General features: G+C 59.3%; 22 protein-coding genes and 2 pseudogenes. 12 read left to right on the top strand and 12 right to left on the bottom strand.

The genetic code is table 11. The features are described 5' to 3' along the window. Window positions 1-61 precede the first annotated feature (61 nt). From AC1DLT_RS02250 to AC1DLT_RS02230, 5 genes are all read right to left on the bottom strand, one after another. Window positions 62-1,144, bottom strand: a complete 1,083-nt coding sequence (locus AC1DLT_RS02250; protein WP_247032551.1) for an ABC transporter permease — start codon at window positions 1,142-1,144, stop codon at window positions 62-64. A 21-nt stretch (window positions 1,145-1,165) separates the two neighbouring features. Next, a complete protein-coding gene (locus tag AC1DLT_RS02245; RefSeq protein WP_247032549.1) occupies window positions 1,166-2,719 on the bottom strand; it encodes a sugar ABC transporter ATP-binding protein in 1,554 nt (517 codons plus the stop codon). 63 nt (window positions 2,720-2,782) lie between these two features. Next, window positions 2,783-3,706 (bottom strand): sugar ABC transporter substrate-binding protein, encoded by a 924-nt coding sequence (locus AC1DLT_RS02240; protein ID WP_247032547.1) that lies wholly within the window; start codon window positions 3,704-3,706, stop codon window positions 2,783-2,785. 113 nt (window positions 3,707-3,819) lie between these two features. Continuing rightward, complete coding sequence (locus AC1DLT_RS02235; protein WP_247032545.1) at window positions 3,820-4,632, bottom strand: TIM barrel protein; 813 nt, start codon at window positions 4,630-4,632, stop codon at window positions 3,820-3,822. A 157-nt stretch (window positions 4,633-4,789) separates the two neighbouring features. Beyond that, entirely contained in the window at window positions 4,790-5,821 is a 1,032-nt protein-coding gene (locus tag AC1DLT_RS02230; RefSeq protein WP_247032543.1) for a LacI family DNA-binding transcriptional regulator, read from the bottom strand. 171 nt (window positions 5,822-5,992) lie between these two features. Between AC1DLT_RS02230 and AC1DLT_RS02225 the strand changes: the two genes are divergently transcribed. From AC1DLT_RS02225 to AC1DLT_RS02210, 4 genes are read left to right on the top strand one after another with little or no spacing between them, the layout of a single operon-like run. Next, window positions 5,993-7,084, top strand: a complete 1,092-nt coding sequence (locus AC1DLT_RS02225; RefSeq protein WP_247032541.1) for a fatty acid desaturase family protein — start codon at window positions 5,993-5,995, stop codon at window positions 7,082-7,084. 44 nt (window positions 7,085-7,128) lie between these two features. After that, a complete protein-coding gene (locus AC1DLT_RS02220) occupies window positions 7,129-7,443 on the top strand; it encodes a MocE family 2Fe-2S type ferredoxin (protein ID WP_046638479.1) in 315 nt (104 codons plus the stop codon). Between the two features lies 1 nt (window position 7,444). Further along, entirely contained in the window at window positions 7,445-8,665 is a 1,221-nt protein-coding gene (locus tag AC1DLT_RS02215) for an NAD(P)/FAD-dependent oxidoreductase (RefSeq protein WP_247032539.1), read from the top strand. Between the two features lie 25 nt (window positions 8,666-8,690). Next, window positions 8,691-9,485 carry a 3-methyl-2-oxobutanoate hydroxymethyltransferase gene (locus tag AC1DLT_RS02210; protein WP_477485752.1) on the top strand — a complete coding sequence of 265 codons (795 nt, stop codon included), beginning with the start codon at window positions 8,691-8,693 and terminating at the stop codon, window positions 9,483-9,485. 110 nt (window positions 9,486-9,595) lie between these two features. On the opposite strand, the gene AC1DLT_RS02205 is transcribed toward AC1DLT_RS02210, so the two are convergent. After that, window positions 9,596-10,504, bottom strand: coding sequence for an alpha/beta hydrolase (locus AC1DLT_RS02205; RefSeq protein WP_247032537.1), 909 nt, complete (start codon window positions 10,502-10,504; stop codon window positions 9,596-9,598). Next, entirely contained in the window at window positions 10,477-10,728 is a 252-nt protein-coding gene (locus tag AC1DLT_RS02200) for a hypothetical protein (protein ID WP_247032535.1), read from the bottom strand. The genes AC1DLT_RS02205 and AC1DLT_RS02200 overlap by 28 nt, the downstream gene beginning before the upstream one ends. Window positions 10,729-11,214: 486 nt before the next feature. Here AC1DLT_RS02200 and AC1DLT_RS02195 point away from each other — a divergent pair, with 486 nt between their 5' ends. Together AC1DLT_RS02195 and AC1DLT_RS02190 are read left to right on the top strand one after the other, a co-directional pair. Continuing rightward, window positions 11,215-12,357 (top strand): epoxide hydrolase family protein, encoded by a 1,143-nt coding sequence (locus AC1DLT_RS02195; protein ID WP_247032534.1) that lies wholly within the window; start codon window positions 11,215-11,217, stop codon window positions 12,355-12,357. A 79-nt stretch (window positions 12,358-12,436) separates the two neighbouring features. Beyond that, the gene (locus tag AC1DLT_RS02190) at window positions 12,437-13,267 is read left to right on the top strand and encodes an endonuclease/exonuclease/phosphatase family protein (protein ID WP_247032532.1); all 831 of its coding nucleotides are present in this window, start codon (window positions 12,437-12,439) and stop codon (window positions 13,265-13,267) included. A 919-nt stretch (window positions 13,268-14,186) separates the two neighbouring features. On the opposite strand, the gene AC1DLT_RS02185 is transcribed toward AC1DLT_RS02190, so the two are convergent. Further along, window positions 14,187-14,390 (bottom strand): cold-shock protein, encoded by a 204-nt coding sequence (locus AC1DLT_RS02185; protein ID WP_040125337.1) that lies wholly within the window; start codon window positions 14,388-14,390, stop codon window positions 14,187-14,189. Window positions 14,391-14,478: 88 nt separating this feature from the next. On the opposite strand from AC1DLT_RS02185, the pseudogene AC1DLT_RS02180 reads away from it, so the two are divergent. Then, a pseudogene (locus tag AC1DLT_RS02180) lies at window positions 14,479-14,727 on the top strand (BA14K family protein); the annotation flags it as partial. Between the two features lie 169 nt (window positions 14,728-14,896). After that, window positions 14,897-15,022: a hypothetical protein gene (locus tag AC1DLT_RS02175; protein ID WP_258718730.1), complete on the top strand. Its 126-nt coding sequence runs from the start codon at window positions 14,897-14,899 to the stop codon at window positions 15,020-15,022. 13 nt (window positions 15,023-15,035) lie between these two features. On the opposite strand, the gene AC1DLT_RS02170 is transcribed toward AC1DLT_RS02175, so the two are convergent. The 4 genes and pseudogenes from AC1DLT_RS02170 to AC1DLT_RS02155 form a co-directional block, all read right to left on the bottom strand. Beyond that, entirely contained in the window at window positions 15,036-15,344 is a 309-nt protein-coding gene (locus AC1DLT_RS02170; RefSeq protein WP_247032527.1) for a hypothetical protein, read from the bottom strand. Between the two features lie 211 nt (window positions 15,345-15,555). Beyond that, window positions 15,556-15,681 (bottom strand): annotated as a pseudogene (locus tag AC1DLT_RS02165) (DNA polymerase IV); the annotation flags it as partial. A gap of 74 nt (window positions 15,682-15,755) precedes the next feature. After that, on the bottom strand, window positions 15,756-16,397 hold the full coding sequence (locus AC1DLT_RS02160; protein WP_040125333.1) for a 3-oxoacid CoA-transferase subunit B: 642 nt from the start codon (window positions 16,395-16,397) through the stop codon (window positions 15,756-15,758). After that, on the bottom strand, window positions 16,397-17,110 hold the full coding sequence (locus AC1DLT_RS02155) for a CoA transferase subunit A (protein WP_247032525.1): 714 nt from the start codon (window positions 17,108-17,110) through the stop codon (window positions 16,397-16,399). The genes AC1DLT_RS02160 and AC1DLT_RS02155 overlap by 1 nt, the downstream gene beginning before the upstream one ends. A 77-nt stretch (window positions 17,111-17,187) precedes the next feature. Between AC1DLT_RS02155 and AC1DLT_RS02150 the strand changes: the two genes are divergently transcribed. The 4 genes from AC1DLT_RS02150 (at window position 17,188) to AC1DLT_RS02135 (ending at window position 20,794) form a co-directional block, all read left to right on the top strand. Then, window positions 17,188-17,778: a helix-turn-helix transcriptional regulator gene (locus tag AC1DLT_RS02150; protein WP_477485751.1), complete on the top strand. Its 591-nt coding sequence runs from the start codon at window positions 17,188-17,190 to the stop codon at window positions 17,776-17,778. Window positions 17,779-18,011: 233 nt separating this feature from the next. Continuing rightward, a complete protein-coding gene (locus AC1DLT_RS02145) occupies window positions 18,012-18,758 on the top strand; it encodes a TetR/AcrR family transcriptional regulator (RefSeq protein ID WP_244447581.1) in 747 nt (248 codons plus the stop codon). Window positions 18,759-19,056: 298 nt separating this feature from the next. After that, complete coding sequence (locus AC1DLT_RS02140; RefSeq protein WP_477485750.1) at window positions 19,057-20,004, top strand: 4-hydroxy-tetrahydrodipicolinate synthase family protein; 948 nt, start codon at window positions 19,057-19,059, stop codon at window positions 20,002-20,004. Between the two features lie 10 nt (window positions 20,005-20,014). Beyond that, window positions 20,015-20,794 (top strand): SDR family NAD(P)-dependent oxidoreductase, encoded by a 780-nt coding sequence (locus tag AC1DLT_RS02135; RefSeq protein ID WP_477485749.1) that lies wholly within the window; start codon window positions 20,015-20,017, stop codon window positions 20,792-20,794. Window positions 20,795-20,886 lie beyond the last annotated feature (92 nt).

Below are 20,886 nucleotides of genomic sequence, written 5' to 3'. Positions count from 1 at the left end.
CATGGGGGAGGCGGCGCCGGTTGCTCGGAACCGGCACCGCCTCTGCGCCTGGGGAGGTCCTTCAGGCGCGGGATTTCTTGCGTTGGCGGTGCACGTCAATGACGACTGCTGCGACGATGATCGCGCCCTTGACGATCTCCTGGTAATAGGCGCCGACCTTGAGGAAGGTGAAGCCAGAGGTCACCACACCGAGAATAATCGTGCCGATTACCGTCCCGGTGATCCGGCCGACGCCGCCGGAAAGCGAAGCGCCGCCGATGACGGCCGCGGCGATGGCGTCGAGTTCGAAGGAGACGCCCATGTTCGGTTGGCCGGACTGGGCGCGGGCAGCGAGCATGACGCCGGCGAGGCCGGAGAGAAGGCCGGCCACCGCATAGACCTTGATCAGGTGCTTGCCGATATCGATCCCCGAGACGCGCGCAGCCTGGCTGTTGGCGCCGATGGCATAGGTGAACTTGCCGTAGCGGGTATAGGACAATCCGATGTGGAAGATGATCGCCACGACGAAAAAGACGATGACCGTTCGCGGGACGGGAAAGCCCCAGAGACTGAAGCTCTGGCCGAGCCAGGCGAAGTTTTCGTTGAGCAAAGCGACGGGCTGGCCTTCGGTATACCATTTGGCAAGGCCGCGGACTGAGACCATCATGCCAAGCGTGGCAATAAAGGGCGGAATGCCTGTCTTGGCGATAAGAAGGCCGTTCAGAAAACCCAGGAATGCGCCGAGCAGCACGCCGACCAGAAGCGGCCAGAACGGGCTGGAATCGATGAACCAGTCCAGGCCGAATGCGGCGTATTCGGGTTGCAGGAAGACGGCGCGGGCATTCAACGAGGTCTGAGCGAAGCTCGCAGCCACCATGGCGATAAACCCGACCATGGAGCCGGACGAGAGATCGACGCCGCCGGTGATGATGACCTGCGTCACGCCGACCGCGATAATCCCAGTGACGGCCACCTGCAGGACGATGATGGACAAGCGCTGCTTGTTCGCCAGAAAGCTTTCGCCCACGACGTACCAGCCGATCACTTCAAAGATAAGGGCGATCCCGATCAGGACTGCCAGGATCGAGAATTCCGGCGGAAGTCGCCGAATTTTCTTCAAGCCCGTCTTGGAGGTCTCCCCCAGTTCGTTGATGGCATCAGACATGATATCCTCCCGACTGTGTCGTCAGCGCGACGCCAGCTCCATTATCTTGACTTGATCGGCTTCGGCCCTGTCCAGGATGCCTGTGACCCGCCCCTCGTGCAGCACGACGATGCGATCACTCATGCCGAGCACCTCCGGCATCTCCGACGAGATCATAATGATCGCCACACCTTGGCCCGCGAGCTGCGAGACCAGCCGGTGGATTTCGGCCTTGGCGCCGACATCTATGCCGCGGGTGGGTTCGTCGAGGATCAGGATCTTTGGATTGGTCATCAGCCAGCGACAGATCAGCACCTTCTGCTGGTTGCCACCCGACAGGTTGATGATCGGCTCCCGCATGTCGGGCGTGCGGACCCTGAGGCGGTTGGCCATGTCGGTGGCCGCCTTCCGCAGCTTGTCCTGCTGTACGAAACCGAGCTGCACATAGCGCTGTTGCAGCACCGCCATCTGGGCGTTTTCCTGGATGTCGAGCAGCAGGAAACAGCCGGTCTCCTTTCGATCCTCCGTCAGAAACGCCATGCCATGTGCCATGGCAACGGACGGCGAGGAGACGGTCAATTGCTTGCCGAAGAGTTCGATCGTCCCGGAATTTGCAGGGGTCACGCCGAAGATTGTCTCCGCGACGTTGGACCGGCCCGAGCCGACGAGGCCGGCAAAGCCGAGGATCTCGCCGGCCCGGAGATCGAAGGACACGTCGCGGAAGACGCCGTTCAGCGTCAGCCCTTTTACCGACAGCACGACGTCGCCGATCTGCGCCGGTTCTTTTGGGAACATCTGAGTGATCTCGCGCCCGACCATCATGCGGATGATGTCTTCGCGGGTCACCTCCGAGGAATTGCAGGTTGCAACATACTTGCCGTCACGAAAGACGGAGACCTCGTCAGCGATCTCGAAGAGTTCGTTCATCTTGTGGGTGATGTAGATGATGCCCTTTCCTTCCTCGCGAAGGGAGCGGATGATCCGGAAGAGGTGGTTCACCTCCCTCTCGGTAAGGGCCGATGTCGGTTCGTCCATGATGAGGACGTCGGAATCGAAGGATACGGCCTTGGCGATCTCGACCATTTGGCGGTTGGCCACGCTGAGCTTGCCGACCTTGATTTCCGGATCGATCTCGATTCCGAGGCGCTTAAACAGCGCGTCCGTTCGACGGTTCATTTCGGCGTGGTCTACGATACCGAAACGCCCGAGCGGCTCACGACCGATCCAGATGTTTTCCGACACGGTCATGGGCGCCATCAGATTGAGTTCCTGATGGATCATCGCGATTCCGTTCTGGAGCGCGTCGAGCGGATTCTTGAGGCGGATGTCTATGCCACGCAGTTTGAATGAGCCGCTGTCGGGCGTGTAGATGCCGGCGAGGATCTTCATCAGCGTGGACTTGCCGGCGCCGTTCTCGCCCATAAGGGCATGCACCGTCGCGCGTTTCAGCTTCAGCTGCACATTGTCCAGAGCAACGACACCTGGGAATTCCTTGCGCACGTCCTCGACTTCCAGAAGATATTTGCTGCCCGGGACAGCGCCGCTCCTGCGAACGGCCTCCATGGTCTGCGGACTGATGATGCGTTCAGCCGACATGGTGATCCTCCTCCACGAGAGTGATCCGCTGCCCCGCAAGGCAGCGGATCGGCCCGTCTCCGGTCAATTCTTCGCCGTGAACTTGGCCATGTTTTCAGGCGTCACGAGCTGGAACGGGATCCAGACCTTGGCGTCCACTTTCTCACCCTTGGCGAGCTTTATGGCCGCGGCGACGGCACCCGAGCCCTGGCCGAAGGCATCCTGGAAGACGGATACATCCAGATTGCCCGCCTTCATGTAGGCGAGTGCTTCCTGGGTGGCATCGATGCCCGCAACGACCACGTCCTTCATATCCCAGCCGGCAGATTTCATGGCGTTGATCGCACCGATCGCCATGTTGTCGTTGTTGGCGATGACAGCCGCCGGCTTGCGACCGGCCGCGATCCAGTTGGTCATCAGGTCCTGCGCCTTGACCGGATCCCATACCGCGGTCTGCTCGTCGAGAATCTTGATGCCCTTGCAGTCCGGCGTCGCGATCACGTCGTGGACGTCCTTGGTGCGCTGGACGGCAGCCTGGTTGGCAAGATCACCGACCATGACAAGGATATCGCCCTTGCCGCCCAGGATGCGACATACTTCCTTGGTCTGCAGCGTGCCTGACTGAACTTCGTCAGAGGCGACGAATGCTCCCTTGGCGCCAAGCTTGTCCACGTCTGCCGGCATCCGGTTGACGTAGACGATCGGGATGCCGGCATCGTTCGCCAGCTTCGTCATCGGCGCCGTTGCCGTGGTGTCGACTGCATTGACGATGATCGCATCGACTTTGGAGGCGATGAAGTTCTGGATCTGGGAAAGCTGCTTCTGAACGTCATCATCGGCGATTTCGATCTGGACAGGCTGCTTCGCATCGGCTGCAGACTTCTCGATGCCCTTGCGCAGAACCGTCAGGAACGTGTCGGAATTGGCCATGGACACGCCAATATTGCCTGCATAAGCACTCGATGCCATCAGGACGCCGAACACGGCACTCGCCAAAAGTTTCTTCATCTCTTCCTCCTCTGAAACGGTGCCCGGCGAACACCTTAAAAATGCCGGTCGCCTCCTCCCCGAAGGCAATCTCACGAACCAATCCGGTCACTCCCACCGGATCGGTGAAGACGTCAAAGTCTGTCCCGGATCAGCTCCATGCTGCTGCGGATCATCGTTTGCGGATCGCTCGATGCGTGAACGGATGACGCGAACGGTTCGAACGACAGCGGGCCGGAATAACCAGCGTCGATGAGCGCACGGATTTGACCGATATTGTCCAGCCGGTCCCGTGCCGTCACCATCACGCGATGCGGGTCTCGCATGGCGTCGATGCTGACTTCCTGATCATCGACGCCTGAAATGTGGACCAGCCCCGTCAAGTCCGGAAATATGTCCGGCTCGCCAGCGAGCACGTGGTGAAACGTGTCATGAACCAGCTTGAAGCTCTCGCGGCCATCGATCGCGACAATCGCTTCCGCTGCTTCTTTCTTGGAGCGAAGCGAGCAGATCTGGAAGCCGAGCGGCTCCACGAGGCCGATGAGGTTATTGGCCCGCAGGATAGGTTTCAGCGCCTTGAGCGCAACGCGCAAATTCCCCTGACGTTCTCCCTCCAGCTTGCCGCTTCCATCGTTGACAGGCACGAGGACCAGGGCTTTTGCGCCGCAGGCAGCGGCATAAGCGGCCAATTCCGTGGCCTCCGCTTCCCGCTCCGGCGTCCATTCGTTGAAGCGCTGCAGGGCATTGATCGAAATGATTTCGGTTCCGTGCGCCTTTGCCAGGTCGTTGACCGTCTCGGGCGAAGTCCCGTCGAGAATGGCATTACCCGCAAGATCGTTGCGGATTTCGAACTGCCGAACACCGAGCGATATGCCCAGTTCGAAAAAAACGCCGAGCGGCATGTGTGGCGCAACCATGTGGTTGAGCGCGAAGGTAAGCGCGGCCATGAGTTCTCCCGAAGTTTGGCGCGGCCGGCTTTCCTCCTCCGTCCCGCTGAATGAAGTCATCAGGTTTCGTGGCGTTGGTCAAAGAGGAAATAGCAATATTCCGTTTCATTCATGAAAGAATTTGCGGATTGATATGATGGATTTCCATCATCGCAGCTCAGATGTTTTCCGGCACGTAAATTTCGAGCGGCAGGAAAGTCTGGCCTGGCGCCGTCGCGGGACCGGTATCCACCGCCTCGACCATTAGCTGGACCAGTTCGCGGCACAGATTGGCAAGCGGTGTCGCGATCGCCATGGTCACGATCTCATCAGCCAGCGCTGCGCGGGAAATTGGCGTCAGTTCGTTGACGACGATAACATGCTTGCCGCCGAGTTTTTCTTCTCGGATGGCGGAAATGGCGCCTTCCATTCCGCCTCCGGCAACATAGAAACCCACAAGATCCGGATGGCGGTGCAGCAGATCCAGCGTTGCTTCGTGGGTGATTTCGACCGTTTCCAGGTTCACCAGCGTGTCCAGAACCTCGAAATCGGGAGCGTGTTCGCGAAAGTAGGACCGAAAGCCGATCTCGCGCAGTTCGTGACCGTGAAAGCGGTGACTGCCGACGAAAACAGCCACCTTCCCGGGGCTTTTCGCAGCCTTCGTGATCATCCAGGCGGCCGTCCGACCGGCCTTGCGGTTGTTGAGGCCGACATAGCCCTCGCGGATGCCGGAGGCGAAATCAGACAGGAGTGAGAATACCGGGATGCCTCTTGCCTTCAGTTCTTCCGCCGCCACCGTCAGGGCCGGATAGTCCGGGGATGTCATGGCGACCGCCTGATTCCTGGCGCCAACCTCTTTCAGCTTGTCGGCCAGTTCGCTCGGCGTCTGGTTGGCGCAGAATTCGATCTGCGCCACGCCGCGAATGCCGGGATGGTTTTGGACGGCGATCTCCAGCTCCCGCTTGAAGCTCTGGTAGAAATGGTGGTTGGGCTTCTGCAGGATGAAGCCCAACCGGTATTGCGGCAGGCCCTCGAACACGCGCTGCCGCAGCAATCCGACGGCATGGAAGCCGATCTCGTTTGCCGCGTCATAGACGCGCCGCGCCGTGTCCTCGCGCACCTTGTGGCGCCCGTTCAACACGCGGTCCACGGTTGCGACACTCACTCCCGCAGCCTTGGCCAGATCCGTGATCGTTGGTCTTGATCCCATCTGTTCCTCCTCAAGTGAGATCTTTCTATCATGGAATAAATCAAAAATGATAGACTTTGATAGAATATATCATCCGTGGATTGTGATCCGTCAGAACAACGATAATCCTCAAGATCAGATTCCATGCGGCGCCTTTGATGGCGACCGCATCGAAACCGATGGAGGAGATCAATGGCGAGGACAGCGGCAAAGCGTGACTATAGCCTGCTTGGACGCGATGCGCAGGCAGCGGTGGCCAATGGGCTCGCGGCGGCGCAGTGGTATCATACCGAGGTCCCGCGCAAGCAGATGAAGGAATTGATGAAGCGGGAGGATGGGCCAGCCCTCCGGGACACGGCGATCTGGCTCGGCTGCATGGTCGTCTTTGCAGGGCTTGGCATCTATTTCTGGGGCAGCCTCTGGGCGATCCCTTTCTTCCTCGCCTACGGCGTGTTCTACGGGTCCGCCTCGGATAGCCGCTGGCATGAATGTGGTCATGGCACGGCGTTCAAGACGATGTGGATGAACAACGTTGTCTACCAGATCGCCTGTTTCATGATCATGCGCAATCCGGTGACCTGGCGCTGGAGCCATACTCGGCACCACACCGATACGGTCATTGTCGGCCGGGATCCGGAAATCGCGGTGATGCGTCCGCCGGATCTCCTGCGGCTGATCCTCAATCTGTTCGGCCTGCTGGATGCCTGGCATGCGGTGATCGACATGGTCCGCAATGCGTTTGGGGTCATCAGCGCCGAAGAGAAGATCGTCATTCCGGAGACGGAGCAGCCGAAGGCGATCCGCGTCGCACGCATCTGGCTCGCGATCTATGTGGCGACCGTTGCGCTTTCGATCGCCGTGAATTCGATCCTGCCGTTGATGCTGATCGGCATGCCGCGCCTTTATGGTGCCTGGCACCATGTCATGACCGGCCTGCTGCAGCATGGTGGCCTTGCCGACAACGTCACCGACCACCGGCTAAACAGCCGCACAGTCTACATGAACCCAATCAGCCGCTTCATCTACTGGAACATGAACTATCACGTGGAGCACCACATGTTCCCGATGGTGCCCTATCACGCGCTGCCGAAGCTGCACGCGATGATCAAGGACGATCTGCCGGCACCGAACCCGTCGATCCTCGACGGTTATCGAGAGATGATCCCGGCCTTCCTACGCCAGCTCCGGAACGAGGATTACTTCCTGAAGCGCGAGTTGCCGCCGACGGCAAAGCCCTATCGCGAAGACTTCCACAGCGACGCCATGGCGCCGGCGGCGGAGTGACACCGGCGTCCGAGAAGACAAGTCATAAAGGGGAGGAGAACCCGATGAGCACCTGGATCGACGTCTGCGACAAGGACGAGATCGACGAAGAGGACGTCATCCGCTTCGATCACGACGGCAAGAGCTACGCCGTCTATCGCAGCCCGGAAGACAGTTTCCACGCGACCGATGGACATTGCACGCACGAGAATGTCCATCTGGCCGATGGACTGGTGATGGACGACATTATCGAATGTCCGAAGCACAACGGCCGCTTCAACTACAAGACCGGCCAAGCCAAGGGCGCCCCCGTCTGCGTCAACCTCAAGACTTATGCGGTCAAGGTCGACGGTGGCCGCGTCTTCATCCAGGTCGGCTGAGATGGGTGACAAAGGCATGGTGATCGTCGGCGCCGGCGAAGCGGGCGTTCGGGCGGCCTTTGCCCTGCGGGAGCGAGGCTACCGGGGGACCGTCACGCTGATCGGTGATGAGCCGCATCTCCCCTACGAGCGTCCACCCCTGTCGAAAGCGGGCGAGGAAGCCGGGACCGTCCGGGCGATTGTCGCAAGCGAACGTTTTGCTGAGGCGGGGATCACCTTCCTGCGAGGGCGGCGAGCTATCTTGATCGACCCAGCACGCCATGCGCTGCTGCTGGAAACCGGCGAAATGCTATCCTACGAACGACTGCTGCTCGCAACCGGCGCCGCTCCGCGCCAATTCCCAGGCCTTGCCACAAGCGATCGCGTCCATGTGCTGCGGACCCTCGAGGACGCATCCGCCATTCGTCGCCACATGCGGGAGGATGGCCGCCTGGCCATTCTCGGCGGTGGCTTCATCGGGCTCGAACTGGCCGCGATGGGCCGGAAACTCGGCACGGCCATCTCCCTGATTGAGGCGCAACCGCGTGTGTTGATGCGCGGCGTTCCCGAAAAGCTCGCACTCGCCTTGCAGGCACGGCATACGGCAGAAGGCGTGGAACTGCTCTGCGGCGTGGGGATCGAGACCATCGCCGATGGCCGGAGCGGCGTCACCATCGGGTTCGCCGATGGTCGCCACATCAAGGTCGATGCGCTCGTGGTCGGGATCGGCGCCCAGCCCAACACCCGCGTTGCCGCAGAAGCAGGGCTTGCGATCGACAACGGCATCACCGTCGACCGCTATCTGACGACCAGCGACCCGCACATCTTCGCCGCCGGCGACTGTTGCTCCTTTCCAGTCGCCGCCTATGGCGGCCGGCGCGTCAGGCTCGAATCCTGGCGCAACGCGCAGGAACAGGGCAGCGTCGCGGCGGCCAACATGCTGGGAGAGGCAGAACCTTTCGATGCGGTGCCGTGGTTCTGGTCGGACCAATACGACCTGACGCTGCAGGTAGCCGGCCTGTCCGACGGCGCGACATCGACCGTCGGCCGGACGCTGTCGCCGGAGGCCGAGATCCTGTTTCACCTCGATGCGGATGGGGGATTGCTGGCAGCCAGCGGACTTGGCCCAGGCGGTGCCGTCGCCCGCGACATTCGACTGGCCGAGATGCTGATCGCCAGGGGCACGCGCCCCGATCGCGCTGCACTCGCCGATCCTTCGGTCAAACTGAAATCCCTTCTGTGAGCGCCTGGCGCCAAAGGATGCACCGATGAAATCCAACCGTCCCACCGTTGCCGATATCCTGGCGCTCAAGGGCAAGCGCCAGCTCAGCATGCTTCGTGTCGTCACGCTCGAGGAGGCGGAAGCCGCCGACAAGGCCGGGATTGAAATGGTCTCCGTGCCGCCGGCGCTCCTTGGGCCTGCCTTCCGGGAGGTGGCGCCAAGCGTCTTTGCCGTGCCGGGGCTCGAATATGGCGACTTCGTCACCACGGAGGAATATCTGCGGGCGGCCTTCAAAGCGATGCGCGCCGGTGGCGACGCCGTCTATTGCGCGGCGAGCCTCCGGATCATCCGGGGGCTCAGGGAAGAGGGTATTCCCGTCTGCAGCCATGTCGGCCTCATTCCCTCGAAGGCAACCTGGACCGGTGGCTTCAAGGCGGTCGGCAAGACGGCCGACAGCGCGATGGCGATCTGGAATGCCGTCAAGGCCATCGAGGAGGCCGGTGCCTTCGCCGCCGAAATCGAGGTGGTTCCCGCCGAAATTGCCTCGCTGATCAGCGCCCGGACGTCTCTCTTCATGATCTCGATGGGGGCGGGCGCCGGTTGCGATGCGCAATATCTTTTTGCCGATGACGTGCTCGGACAGAACCGCGGGCACGTGCCCCGACATGCGAAGACCTATCGCAACTTTGCTGCCGAGTTCGACCGCCTGCAGCACGAGCGCATCGCAGCCTTCCGGGAATTCCGCCGGGATGTCGAGAGCGGAGCCTATCCGGCAGAGCCGCACAATGTCGGTGTGGCAGGCGAGGAACTTGCCCGTTTCCGCGATATGATCGACGGCTGATCGAGCCACAGGAGGTGGCATGAAAGAGGYCGCGCCCGCTGAGAGAACGGATCACTCCGCGACGATGTTGTTGAACCTGTCAATCTCGTGCTGGGTGAGCGGCATACAGATCAACCGGAAGAAAACGCTGCGTCGCCGAAGAATTCGGCCAGCACCTTCGTCGTTTCGATGGGATACTCTTCAGGAAAAAAGTGGCCGCCCGGCATCGAATGACCGACGACATCGCCTGCGAATTGTTGCCACAACGCCAACGGCCCTCCGTCATTGGTATACCAGGTGGCTAATGCACCGGTTCCGCTCCAGAGGGCCATGAGTGGGCAACGAATACGGCGTCCGGCGATTTGATCTTGGACGTCATGCTGGCGATCGACGCTTGCTGCAGCACGATACTCCTCGCAGATCGCGTGAACATGGTCTGCACTTCTAAGCGCCTCGACATAGGCCTCTCTGATCTGTGGCGGGAACACCGCGGCGGAAGATCCCCAGCCTGTGAGCGCATCGTCGATAACGGCCTCCGGTGCACCTGCGATTAGTCTTTCCGGCAAAGGCTCGGCTTGCGCCAGTAAGACCCACGGCCAAAAGCCTAACGCAAATCGGTCATCAGCTTGATCCCAGACGGTGGAGGTCGGGACAATATCCAGAACGGCAAGCTTTCTTATCACCGCCGGATGATCGAGCGCCATGCGGTAAGCGACACGGCCGCCCCGGTCATGGCCACCGATCATGAACTCGCTGAAGCCGAACTTTTCCATAAGCTCGACCATCTCGGCCGCCATCGCGCGTTTGGAATAGGGGAGGTGATCGGGGGTGGAAGGAGGGCAAGCGCTGGCGCCATATCCACGCAGATCGGCACAGATGACGGTGAACTCAGAGGCAAGCAGAGGAGCGATGTCGCGCCACATGAGATGGGTCTGTGGGAAGCCATGCAGCAAGAGAAGCGGCGGGCCGCTCCCGGCAACGGTGGTGAATATCGATCCACCCGACACGGAAATTATTTGCGCATGGCTGTGGTTCGGCATGTTGCTTCTCCTTGCAGCGTCATCGTCACTCGTGCGCTCAGTTGAACGGCCAGCCGGGTCCCGGCAGTGGTTACTTCGATGGAAACGATTTGACCGGTGCCGGCCATCTGATTCATCTTGTCCATACCGAGCCACTGCGCGGTGGTGATGAAGAGGGTCGATCGATCCTCGCCGCCGAGCATACAGGCGAAAGCGCGCCGATCGGCCTTGACCTCGTCAAGCATTTCACCGCCTTCTCGTACTCGGTGGCAATACCCCTAGACGCGATCGATTTTTCCGGACCTTGCGAACAGCACGATCGGTTTTCCTCGGCGGTCACCCGCCTCTTCATAGGCGAGATTAAGATGGGGCCTTTTTGATGTATTTCGTCATGAGCATGAAACCAAAGTCGTCCAACACGTGTTTTAGATCTTTCCCAGGTGAGCCGCAGTGCATCGCTGGTCAGCGATCAGCGATGCCACTCCGCATGTTGGCCCACCTGCCGAAGTCGCAATTCGCTACAACGATCAGGGGAGAGGCTGGTTCCCCTCTCGCCGCGGCGACGCGTTGAAGGGCGAGAGGGAGACGATCATCGATGACACGTGTCGGTGAATGTCGATTGGCGCCAGTGCGCGCTCACCTGGGCACGAAGCGAGCAAGATTATTCTTCGACCTGTGTGGCCAACGTATTTCAGCGGGCGCCTGAACGCGTTGCGGAAAGGATAAAGGGAATGGCAACACCGTTCAAAGTCGACTGGTCAGATGAGGCCTTCGATGCATTGAAGGCGCGGGTGCGATCATATCGTTTGCCTGACCAGCCGGATGATTCCGATTGGTCCTATGGCTGTGATCCCCAAACCCTGCGCGAACTCTGTGCCTATTGGGTTGACCGCTACGATGTTGATGCGATGGTCAGAGATCTCAACTGCTTTCCGCAGTTCACGACGGAGGTTGATGGGCTGAGGCTTCATTTCGTTCACGTTCGAGGCGAGGCTGAGAGCAAGCGGCCACTGCTCCTGATCCACGGCTGGCCCGGCTCGACTTACGAATTCTGGCCGGCGGTGGAAGCCTTGGCGTTTCCATCTCGTAACGGTGGACGTGCCGACGATGCTTTCGACCTCGTCGTCCCATCGCTGCCGGGCTATGGCTTTTCTGCCAAGCCCAACCAGCCGATCGATCCGCGGCGCATCGGTGCACTGTTCAACGCGCTGATGCGCGAGGTCTTGGGGTACGATCGCTACCTCGTTCATGGGACTGACTGGGGTGCCGTGATCGGTCCATGGATGGCGCTGGATCAGGCCAATTCGATCCTCGGCTTGCATATTGATTATCTCGGCACTGTCCCTGAGGACGCGCCGCAGGATGACACCGAGCGACGCTGGATGCAGCAGTTTGCGGACTATGAGAAGCGGCTGGGTGCGTATTCACACCTTCAGTCCACGCGGGTACAGTCACTCGCCTATGCGATGCATAACAATCCCGTGGCCCAAGCCGCCTGGCTCCTCGAGCGCTTTCACGATTGGGCCGACCTGGGCGAACGATCGATCATCGACGTGTTCGGTCACGACCGATTGATCACCAGCATCATGCTTTATGTCATGACCGACACGTTCGCGACATCGACGTGGATCTACACCGCCTCGGAGCGAGAGAAGAGCAAGATGCTACCCAAAGGCCGCCGGATCGAGGTGCCTACCGGTTATGCCTCCTGGCCCGATCCGAGGCACCCAGCGCCACCACGGTCCCTCGTCGAGCGCACCTGCAATCTCGTCCACTGGAGCGAACAACCGCGCGGCGGCCACTTCCCACCCACCGAACAACCGGAGGCGTTCGTCGCCGATCTGCGCGCCTGGGTACGCGGGATCGCCGCGTGACCTCCTGTGCCAAGCACAATGCTTCCACGACGCGAAAGCGCGTCAGGACGTTACTCACTACAGAGGAGTTCGTGATAAAATGCGTATCCGTGTTGTCACCCTGAATGTGTGGAATACACAAGGCGATGCGCGCAGGATTTCTCTGATTAATCAGGAATTGCGGGCGCTTCAACCGGATATCATTTCGTTGCAGGAAGTCGTCCAGTCCGAAAATATCCGGATGCTTGACGAAATCCTGGAAGGATTGGACATCGGGTCGATCCATCAAGTGGACCTTCAACGATTTCTTCCGCCCTTTGCCGATCAATATGGTGGGACAGCGATTGCGAGCAAGTGGCCGATGCGGCCGCTAGAGGCGCTGGACCTTCGGCTCGCTGAAGCACCCGATGTGCCTTGGGCGACGCTGGCTGCCGCCGTCGATGTTCCCAATGAGGGCGAAATGCTTTTCATCGCTGCGACGACCGCGTGGCGTCCGAGCGCAGAAGCGGCTCGCGAACGGCAGGTACAGGCGATCGTTGATCTTGATCTCCGCCATCGCCGGGCGCTCCCGACCATTATTGCCGGAGATTTCAATGCCGATCCAGATTCGTCAAGTATGAGATTTCTGACGGGTCGTCAGTCATTGGGCGGCCGAAGTGTGCTCTACCACGATGCCTGGGACATTGCGGGTGAGGGAGTGGGGTTCACGTGGACCAGTGACAATCCCAATGCAAAGGCAGGCATCGATCAGATCATTCGACAGCCGGAATATCATCGCCGGTTCGACTACGTCCTTGTTGGCTCCTGGGATGGTCACCCGAAAGCCCATGCGCTTGTGCATTCCGCGCAGGTCGCCTTTGACAAACCACGGGATGGAATTTGGTTAAGCGATCATTTTGGTGTGGTCGCCGAAATTGACGTGGGCCTTTGATGGGATGGAAAAGCCGTGACCTTCTCATCGATCTCTTCGCAAATCCGAGATATCTGGCTCTTGAAGATACCACTCATGATACCACTCATGCCCACCGCCTTGACCAGATCGCGCGACACAAGCCCCTTCGAGGCCGCCGGATTGAAAGTGATCAATCCATGGTCCCAATGAAGGTGATATTCAGCTAGGTGTCCTTGAGTCCGATTTCCACCGTGACCGCCGAAGAGGAAATGTCCGAAAACCGTTCGGAAGTCCTACTCATCGCCGCGGAGGATCCAGCGTTGGAAGAGACTTCGCGTGAGCGGCCGCTTCGCCGGAGTAGGGGAAATCCTCACCGAGCTGGCGGTCGCCGTCATAAACTTTGAAGGTCGGTCCCTCGAGCTCAACAATCCTATAACCGTTGACGTACTCGACCTTTGGCGTTTTCCATCCCATTATCAGCTTCCTTCTTAGAATCTTTACAGCCGCAGCTCGGGCTCGCCGGCAGGCTACAGCATTCTTTGTCCCGGAATCGCCAAGACAACTTGCACCCGCCCATGTTTATCAGGAGGGGTGCTGAACGGCTTCGATCTCATCGACCTGGTTGGGAAGTGCGGAAGGCGGATTGCGATCAGCGTCACGCCCGGCCGCCGTACCGACCGCGAACTCCGCTCCCCGCACCTAGTCAGTCTCTCCCGAAACCTTATCAGATCTCGCAGGGCATCGTAGCCCTGTCCTGGACCCTACCCGTCGGGACCTCGCTGGCAAGCTAACGGCTCGCTTGTCCAACCTACATCCAATCTCGGCAGGCCTGCTATTCCGGCGCGTTGATCTCGTCGATGTGCCACATGGATCAGCTTGGCTCGTTGGCGAAACTGCCAGCTCAAGCTGAACAGCGCTTCCTGGCAGAGCCCTGTATTTCGCGAAGCCGAGTTCTTAGTCAAAGAACCGAAACGTTCTCTGCTTTTGATTTTCCGGTCTTGCGATCTTGCCCCAGTTCGAAGCTGACCTTGTCGCCTTCACGGAGCGATCCGCCGCGCTCGAGTGCGGAGACGTGGACGAAAACGTCCTGTCCGCCATTCTCGGGCGTGATGAAACCAAAACCCTTGTCGTCGTTGAAAAATTTCACTGTACCAGTCGCCATGAATACCTATTCCCGTGTTCGCAGAGTTGCGGGTGCACTCTATAGCGGGATGACCGTCGTGGATACAATGATCGTCGCGAATATCGACAATGGGCAACGCGGATACGGAAACAGACGTACAGGCTACCGCCACCACAGCGATGGTTTCTGGTACTCCCTTGCAGCATTCGGTGCTGCCGCTATCATCGGCGGTGCCATCGCGAGCCAGCCTCATCGCGCGGGTGGCGGCAGCCATGCACAGTGGTGTACAAACCGCTATCAGTCCTATCGCGCTTGCGACACCACGGATTCTCCGCGCGCAGGCGTGCGAGTAATCTGTTCATCGCCCTATAGATAAAGCCGTTTCGAACGGGTGCTCTAGTAGCCATTTCTGATGAAGCCGCTCAATCGACCGATCGCGCAGCTTCATCCTGGGGTGCCTTCCTGTGTAAAAGCGAGACGCAATTAACCTCTCAGTAACGAAGCCGGAGCATGAGTCTGGGGCTCAATCGCTGAGAGGTTTTGTCATGCGTGTTCCCGGTGGTGCTGTGCTTTTGGTTATCCCGATTATTGCGGTGCTGCTGTTTGGCGCGTCGCTCGCTTGGGACCAGCTCGACAAACTTGATCCCATCGTGACTGGCACGATCCGGTAGAAAGACATTTTCCTCACGTGCTGTTCTTGACACGGCTACGCCGCTGCCGGCGCTCGGTCGAAAGGTCGGGCAGATTGCCATCCAACTGCAGGCCGGTGTGGTCGCGGTCATCCGCCAAGAATTCTCTTTCGATTTCCTTGATCGCCTCGTCGAGCCTGTGCAGTTGGATCGGCAGAGAACCATCCCCAGCAGGCATGTCTGCGCGTGTAAGAAGCCGTTCTACTGCGCGGCGGGCGGAAGCATAGATACGTTGCCGCCCTTCGACCGTGGCGTCGCTGGAGCGCTGGATGGCTTGGCGGAGTACGGAAATAAGTGCTGACATAGGATCCTGGCCGCGATGAGAGCACGAAGCTAGGGCCAGATTGTCAGTCGTCAATCGTGCGAATTCGCGCTAAATCCAACTGTTTACTATTTCCAAGCCCCGATCGACGCATAACTGGCTCGAGGGGCTCCTTCCTAAACCAGACATCCCGTATAGGCTTCCGCCGGGCGCTTCACCGTTCAACTTTTCCTGCTCAGACAAAGCTGGCGGTCTAAAGCGGCAGCCGCAGCAGCGGCTCCGTTCCAGAGGCCCGCCGCTCCAGCGAAGACAGGGTGACGCTGAGCAGGCGGATCCCTTTTCGCGGTGGGAAGATTGGTGCGAGCAGCAGGCCGACCACGTTCCCACCGATCAGGAAGAGATCGGCTCCGGCGTGGGCGATCACCTCGCGGGATGTATCGCCCCATGCGACGATCAAAGACCGACCCTGAAATCAGCTCTGGTCTTTGCCTTGATTTCTTCCAAGGTCACTCCGTCTGCCATTTCGATCAGCACCATTTCAGGAGCGCCCGTCCTTGCGATCGTGAAAACGCCGAGGTCGGTGATGACGAGGTCCACGACGCGCTTGCCTGTCAGCGGAAGATCGCATTCCGGCAAAAGCTTCGACTCGCCCTTGGCCTCGTGCTCCATCAGTACCACGACGCGTTTGACGCCGGCGACGAGGTCCATCGCGCCACCCATGCCCTTGGCCATCTTGCCGGGAATCATCCAGTTCGCGAGGTCACCGTTGCTGGCCACCTGCATGGCGCCCAGGATCGACAGGTCGATGTGACCGCCGCGGATCATCGCGAAACTGTCGGCTGACGAAAAGAAGCTCGTCATCGGCAGTTCGCTGACCGTCTGCTTGCCGGCATTGATGAGGTCGGCGTCGACTTCATTGTCGAGCGGGAAAGGGCCGATGCCGAGCATGCCATTTTCGCTCTGCAGCACGACATTGATCCCGTCGGGAATGTGGTTGGCCACCAGCGTCGGAATGCCGATGCCAAGGTTGACGTAGAAGCCGTCCTGAAGCTCACGCGCTGCGCGCGCGGCCATCTGGTCGCGTGTCCAAGCCATTACATCGCCTCCGTCTGTACGGATCTCACGGTCCGCTGTTCGATATGTTTCTTCGCATCGGGAACATGGAGAATTTTCGAGACGAAGATGCCCGGCGTATGGATATGGTCGGCGTCGATCTGGCCGACGTCGACGAGATGTTCGACCTCGGCGACCGTGAACTTGCCCGCGGTCGCCATCATCGGATTGAAGTTCCGGGCCGTCTTGCGATAGACGAGATTGCCTTCGGTGTCGCCCTTCCAGGCATGGACAAGCGATACGTCCGCGGTCAGCGCCATTTCCATCACATATTGCTCGCCGCCGAACTCCCGGATCTCCTTGCCCTCCGAAATGATCGTACCGACACCCGTCTTTGTGAAGAACGCCGGGATGCCTGCGCCGCCTGCGCGTATCCGTTCGGCAAGCGTGCCCTGCGGATTAAACTCGAGCTCGAGTTCGCCGGACAGAAACTGTTGGGCGAAGAGCTTGTTCTCCCCGACATAGGACGAGATCATTTTCCGAATCTGTCGCGTTTCCAGCAACAAGCCGAGGCCTATCCCATCGACGCCGGCATTGTTCGAGACGACCGTGAGATCCTTTACGCCGGACAGCTTGACGGCCTCGATCAGCGTTTCCGGTATTCCGCAAAGCCCGAAGCCTCCCGACATGATCACCATGCCGTCCTTCAAGACGCCTGCCAGCGCCTCAGTGGCGCTCGATACTATCTTTCGCATCCCGACCCTCCCACGAAATTACGTTACTGCGAAACTAAGGCTTGATCGGCCCCGGCGACTAGCCGTATTTATACTGCATGTCTGAAGCTCCAGCATCAATCGCGGATCCGGATCAGAGCCATCGGTTTCTGCTGGCCGATATGCCGGTGCCGATGGTTTATGCAAGGCATCGCATTATTCGCGATTGTAACGTCGAATTCGCGACGCTTTTTGGGCTTCGCCGGGAAGAGATCCTGGACACCAGTTTTGCACGGCTCTACCCGAAGATCGCAGATTTTGTGCGCATCGGTCATTTGTGGCGCAGTCATCTGCCTGCCGGGCAGGTCTTTTATGACGAGCGGATCATGACGAGGGGGGATGGCGGACGCTTCTGGTGCAGGGTGAACGGCCGTAGCCACAATCTGGCCGATCCGTTCGCCGAAGCACTCTATTGTTTCCAAGCGATCAACCGGCCGATCAAAAGCTCGGGTCCTACCTTTACCGACCGGCAGCACCAGATCATCACCCTGGTTGCCCAGGGAAAGAGTAACGCAATGATCGCTGACGAACTCGGACTTTCGAAACGTACCATCGAATCTCATCGCGCCCGGCTTATGCAAGCCGTAGGCGTACGTAATTCGGCCGAGCTGGTAGCCTGGTTTACGGCAGGTCATAAACGGCAAGGATGAGTTCATTCAATCTGGCCGAGTAGAGGTCATATCCTCAGTCAGGCTCCTTTCCCAAACAACGAGGTCGGCGCCATCATCTGCCCAGGATGAGCGCCGAGTTATGCTGGCGGGGCGGTTTTCGTGCGGGACGGCATCAAACGCCATTTTGCCGCTGCCAAATTGACCGGTGTGGACTGCGGTGCCAAGCTTGATGACGGCCCCACAAATCCTCATGCTCCCAAAAATTGCACTTGATGGCCCCCGTCGGTCCGCTACAAAACGACGACGATAGCCGCGAAGCAAAGAATTTGGGATGTATGGTGAAAAAGGCAGATAACGGAACGTCCAGCGTCAATCGTGCGGATGAGCCGCGAGAGCGTATTGTCGCGGCCGCGCGCGAAGTGTTTATCGAGCAGGGATTTGATCTGGCGACCGTTCGCGACATCACGAGGCGGGCCGATGTGAATGTTGCTGCCGTCAATTATTATTTCGGCTCCAAGGAGGATCTCATCAGCGAGGTGCTTAACCTGATGATGGAGCCCTATACCCATGCCCGGATCGAGGCTTTGGAAAAATGCGAGGCCGCAGCTCGGCCGGGATTCCCGGTTTTGGAGGAGGTCGTCGGTGCTCTTGTCCGACCGATGGTACAATTTAGCCGCGACGCCTCGGGTGCCCGCCCCCTGACGCGGCTGATCCTGCAGGTCCGTTCGCGGCCGCGTGAATCGACCAACCGTTTTTTCATACGCCGCGTCGATCCAGCCGTGTTCCGCTTTATCGATGCCTTCAGTCGAGCACTCCCGGATATGCAGCGCCGCGATATTTTCTGGCGTTATAATTTTTCGATTGGCGCCATCATGCAGGTCCTGATCGATTCGGACCCAGCATCGTACCGCCTCAAGCAACTGTCCGGCGGCCTTTGCGATACCGATGATGATGAAGAGATTATCCGTCAGCTCTCGCGGTTTATCTGCATCGGGTTCCAGGCGCCTGCCATCGGGTGATGATCTCGGATCTCGAACTTATAGTGGAGACCGATCAGGATGAGCTATACTCCAGTTTCTGTATAATCTCGGATTTTACGCTGGATAATAATATTTTTTACTTCATTTTGAGAAAAAGATCACGGCCTATATTTCAAGGTTAGACCGTCTTTCCCGTTATCCCTTCGATGGCATTCTGGTTTTTCCAAAGTCACCGGCTGCTGCTTGATTCTTGGGCGGTTTGACCGATTAAAATCATTGACTCCATCTCGTCTCAAATTATGTTTCAAACATTGTTTAACATTCACGGAGTCCTGCAATGACTGCTGCTGCCCCGAAGATCACCGGATCCTTCGTTGCCTTGATCACCCCATTTGACAAGTCAGGCGCCGTCGATATGGGTGCATTCCGCGAATTGCTTTCCTTCCATGAGGCGAACGGCACCTCAGCCGTCTTGATCATGGGTTCGACCGGCGAGGTATCCATGCTGTCGGCCGAGGAGAAGAAGAAAATCATCGTCGAGACGTCGAAAATGAAATCGGCCAAGATGCCGATCTTCTTTGGCTGCACCGGCAACAACACCGACGTTACGATCGAAAATGTGAAGTTCGCCAAGGACAACGGCGCGGATGGTGCCATCCTTGCTGCTCCAGCCTATATCTGCGCGCCGGAAGCCGACATCGAAGGTTATTTCCTGGAAGTGGCCGACGCCACCGATCTGCCCCTCGGGCTCTACAACAACCCGCCTCGCGTCAAGAGCGACCTGCACTGGGATCACCTGCTGCGCATCTTCAAGCATCCGAACTACGTCATTCACAAGGAATCAACTGCGCGTGTCGGCCAGGTTGCCCAGGTTCTCGCCGCGCGTCCGGATATTTCGGTCATGTGCTGCGACAGCCCCAATCTCGGCCTCGTCGTTCCAACGATGAGCCTTGGTGGTCATGGCACCGCCAACATGGGCGGTAATATTGCCCCGGCCGAAGTGGCGGTGATGTCGCGTCCGTGGACGAGTTATCTCGAAGCCGAAGGGTTCCGCGACAATTATTTGAAGCTTCTGCCGCTGCTGCACTACAATTACTCGGCGATCAATCCGGTGGCCGTGAAATCGCTGATGAAGGCTGTCGGACTGCCGGCTGGCGAACTGCGGCGGCCGTTGACCGGTCTGGAAGGCGAAGCGCTCGCAAAGGGCATTCGCATCGTCCAGGACCTCGGCCTCGACAAGAAATATGGTTGGAAGCTGCAGCCCGCTTCCGCCTTGGCCGCTTGAGGCTCGGCCGATGGATCTCGGGATTTCCGGTCGAAATGCTATCGTTACCGGCGCAAGCCGGGGCATGGGCAAGGCCGCCGCAATGGCTCTCGCGCGGGAGAATGTGGATCTGACCATCATCGCTCGCACGCCCGAAACACTACAGGCGACAGCCGCGGAAATCCGAGCGGCTACCGGCGCCCGCGTCACCGCCGTGGTTGGCGATATTACCACGCTTGCCGGTCGTGAAGCCGTTCTGTCCGTCTGCCCAAAACCGGACATCCTGGTCAACAACGCCGATGGCGAACTGCCCGGTGATTTCCGCAACTGGTCTCGTGAGGACTGGTTGCGGGGCATCGATCGGATGATGCTGACACCGATCGACATGATGCGTCTGACTGTCGACGGAATGATGGAGCGCGAGTTCGGCCGTATCGTCAACATCGTGTCGCGGAGCGTCAAGATCGCCCAGGCCGAGCTTGGCATGTCGAATGCGGCACGCTCCGGCCTCGTCGGTTTCGTCGCGGGCCTGGCCCGGCAGACGATCGCCCACAATGTGACGATCAACAATATGCTCCCGGGCATTGTCGCTTCGGATGGCCAGCGCCAGCATGTCGAGGTACTTGCTCAGGAAAGCGGTCGCTCTTTCGACGAAATCTGGGCCGCCCGTGCGGCACAGAATCCGGCTGGCCGCTACGGACGCCCCGAAGAAGTCGGCGCCTACATTGCCTTCCTCTGCTCGGCGAATGCCGGCTTCGTCACCGCTCAGAACCTGCTGATCGATGGCGGGCAATATCCCGGAACGTTCTGACGGCAGGAGCGGATTGCTGCTCGCCGCGAAGAATCCGCGATGCATACAATGACTTTCGACTGCATACATCCTCTTGGAGCCAGAAGGAATCC

The organism is Neorhizobium sp. 05N33 (genome assembly GCF_056397445.1).
The sequence above is the reverse complement of the archived record's forward strand: the minus strand, read 5'-3'. Positions and strand labels throughout refer to the sequence as shown.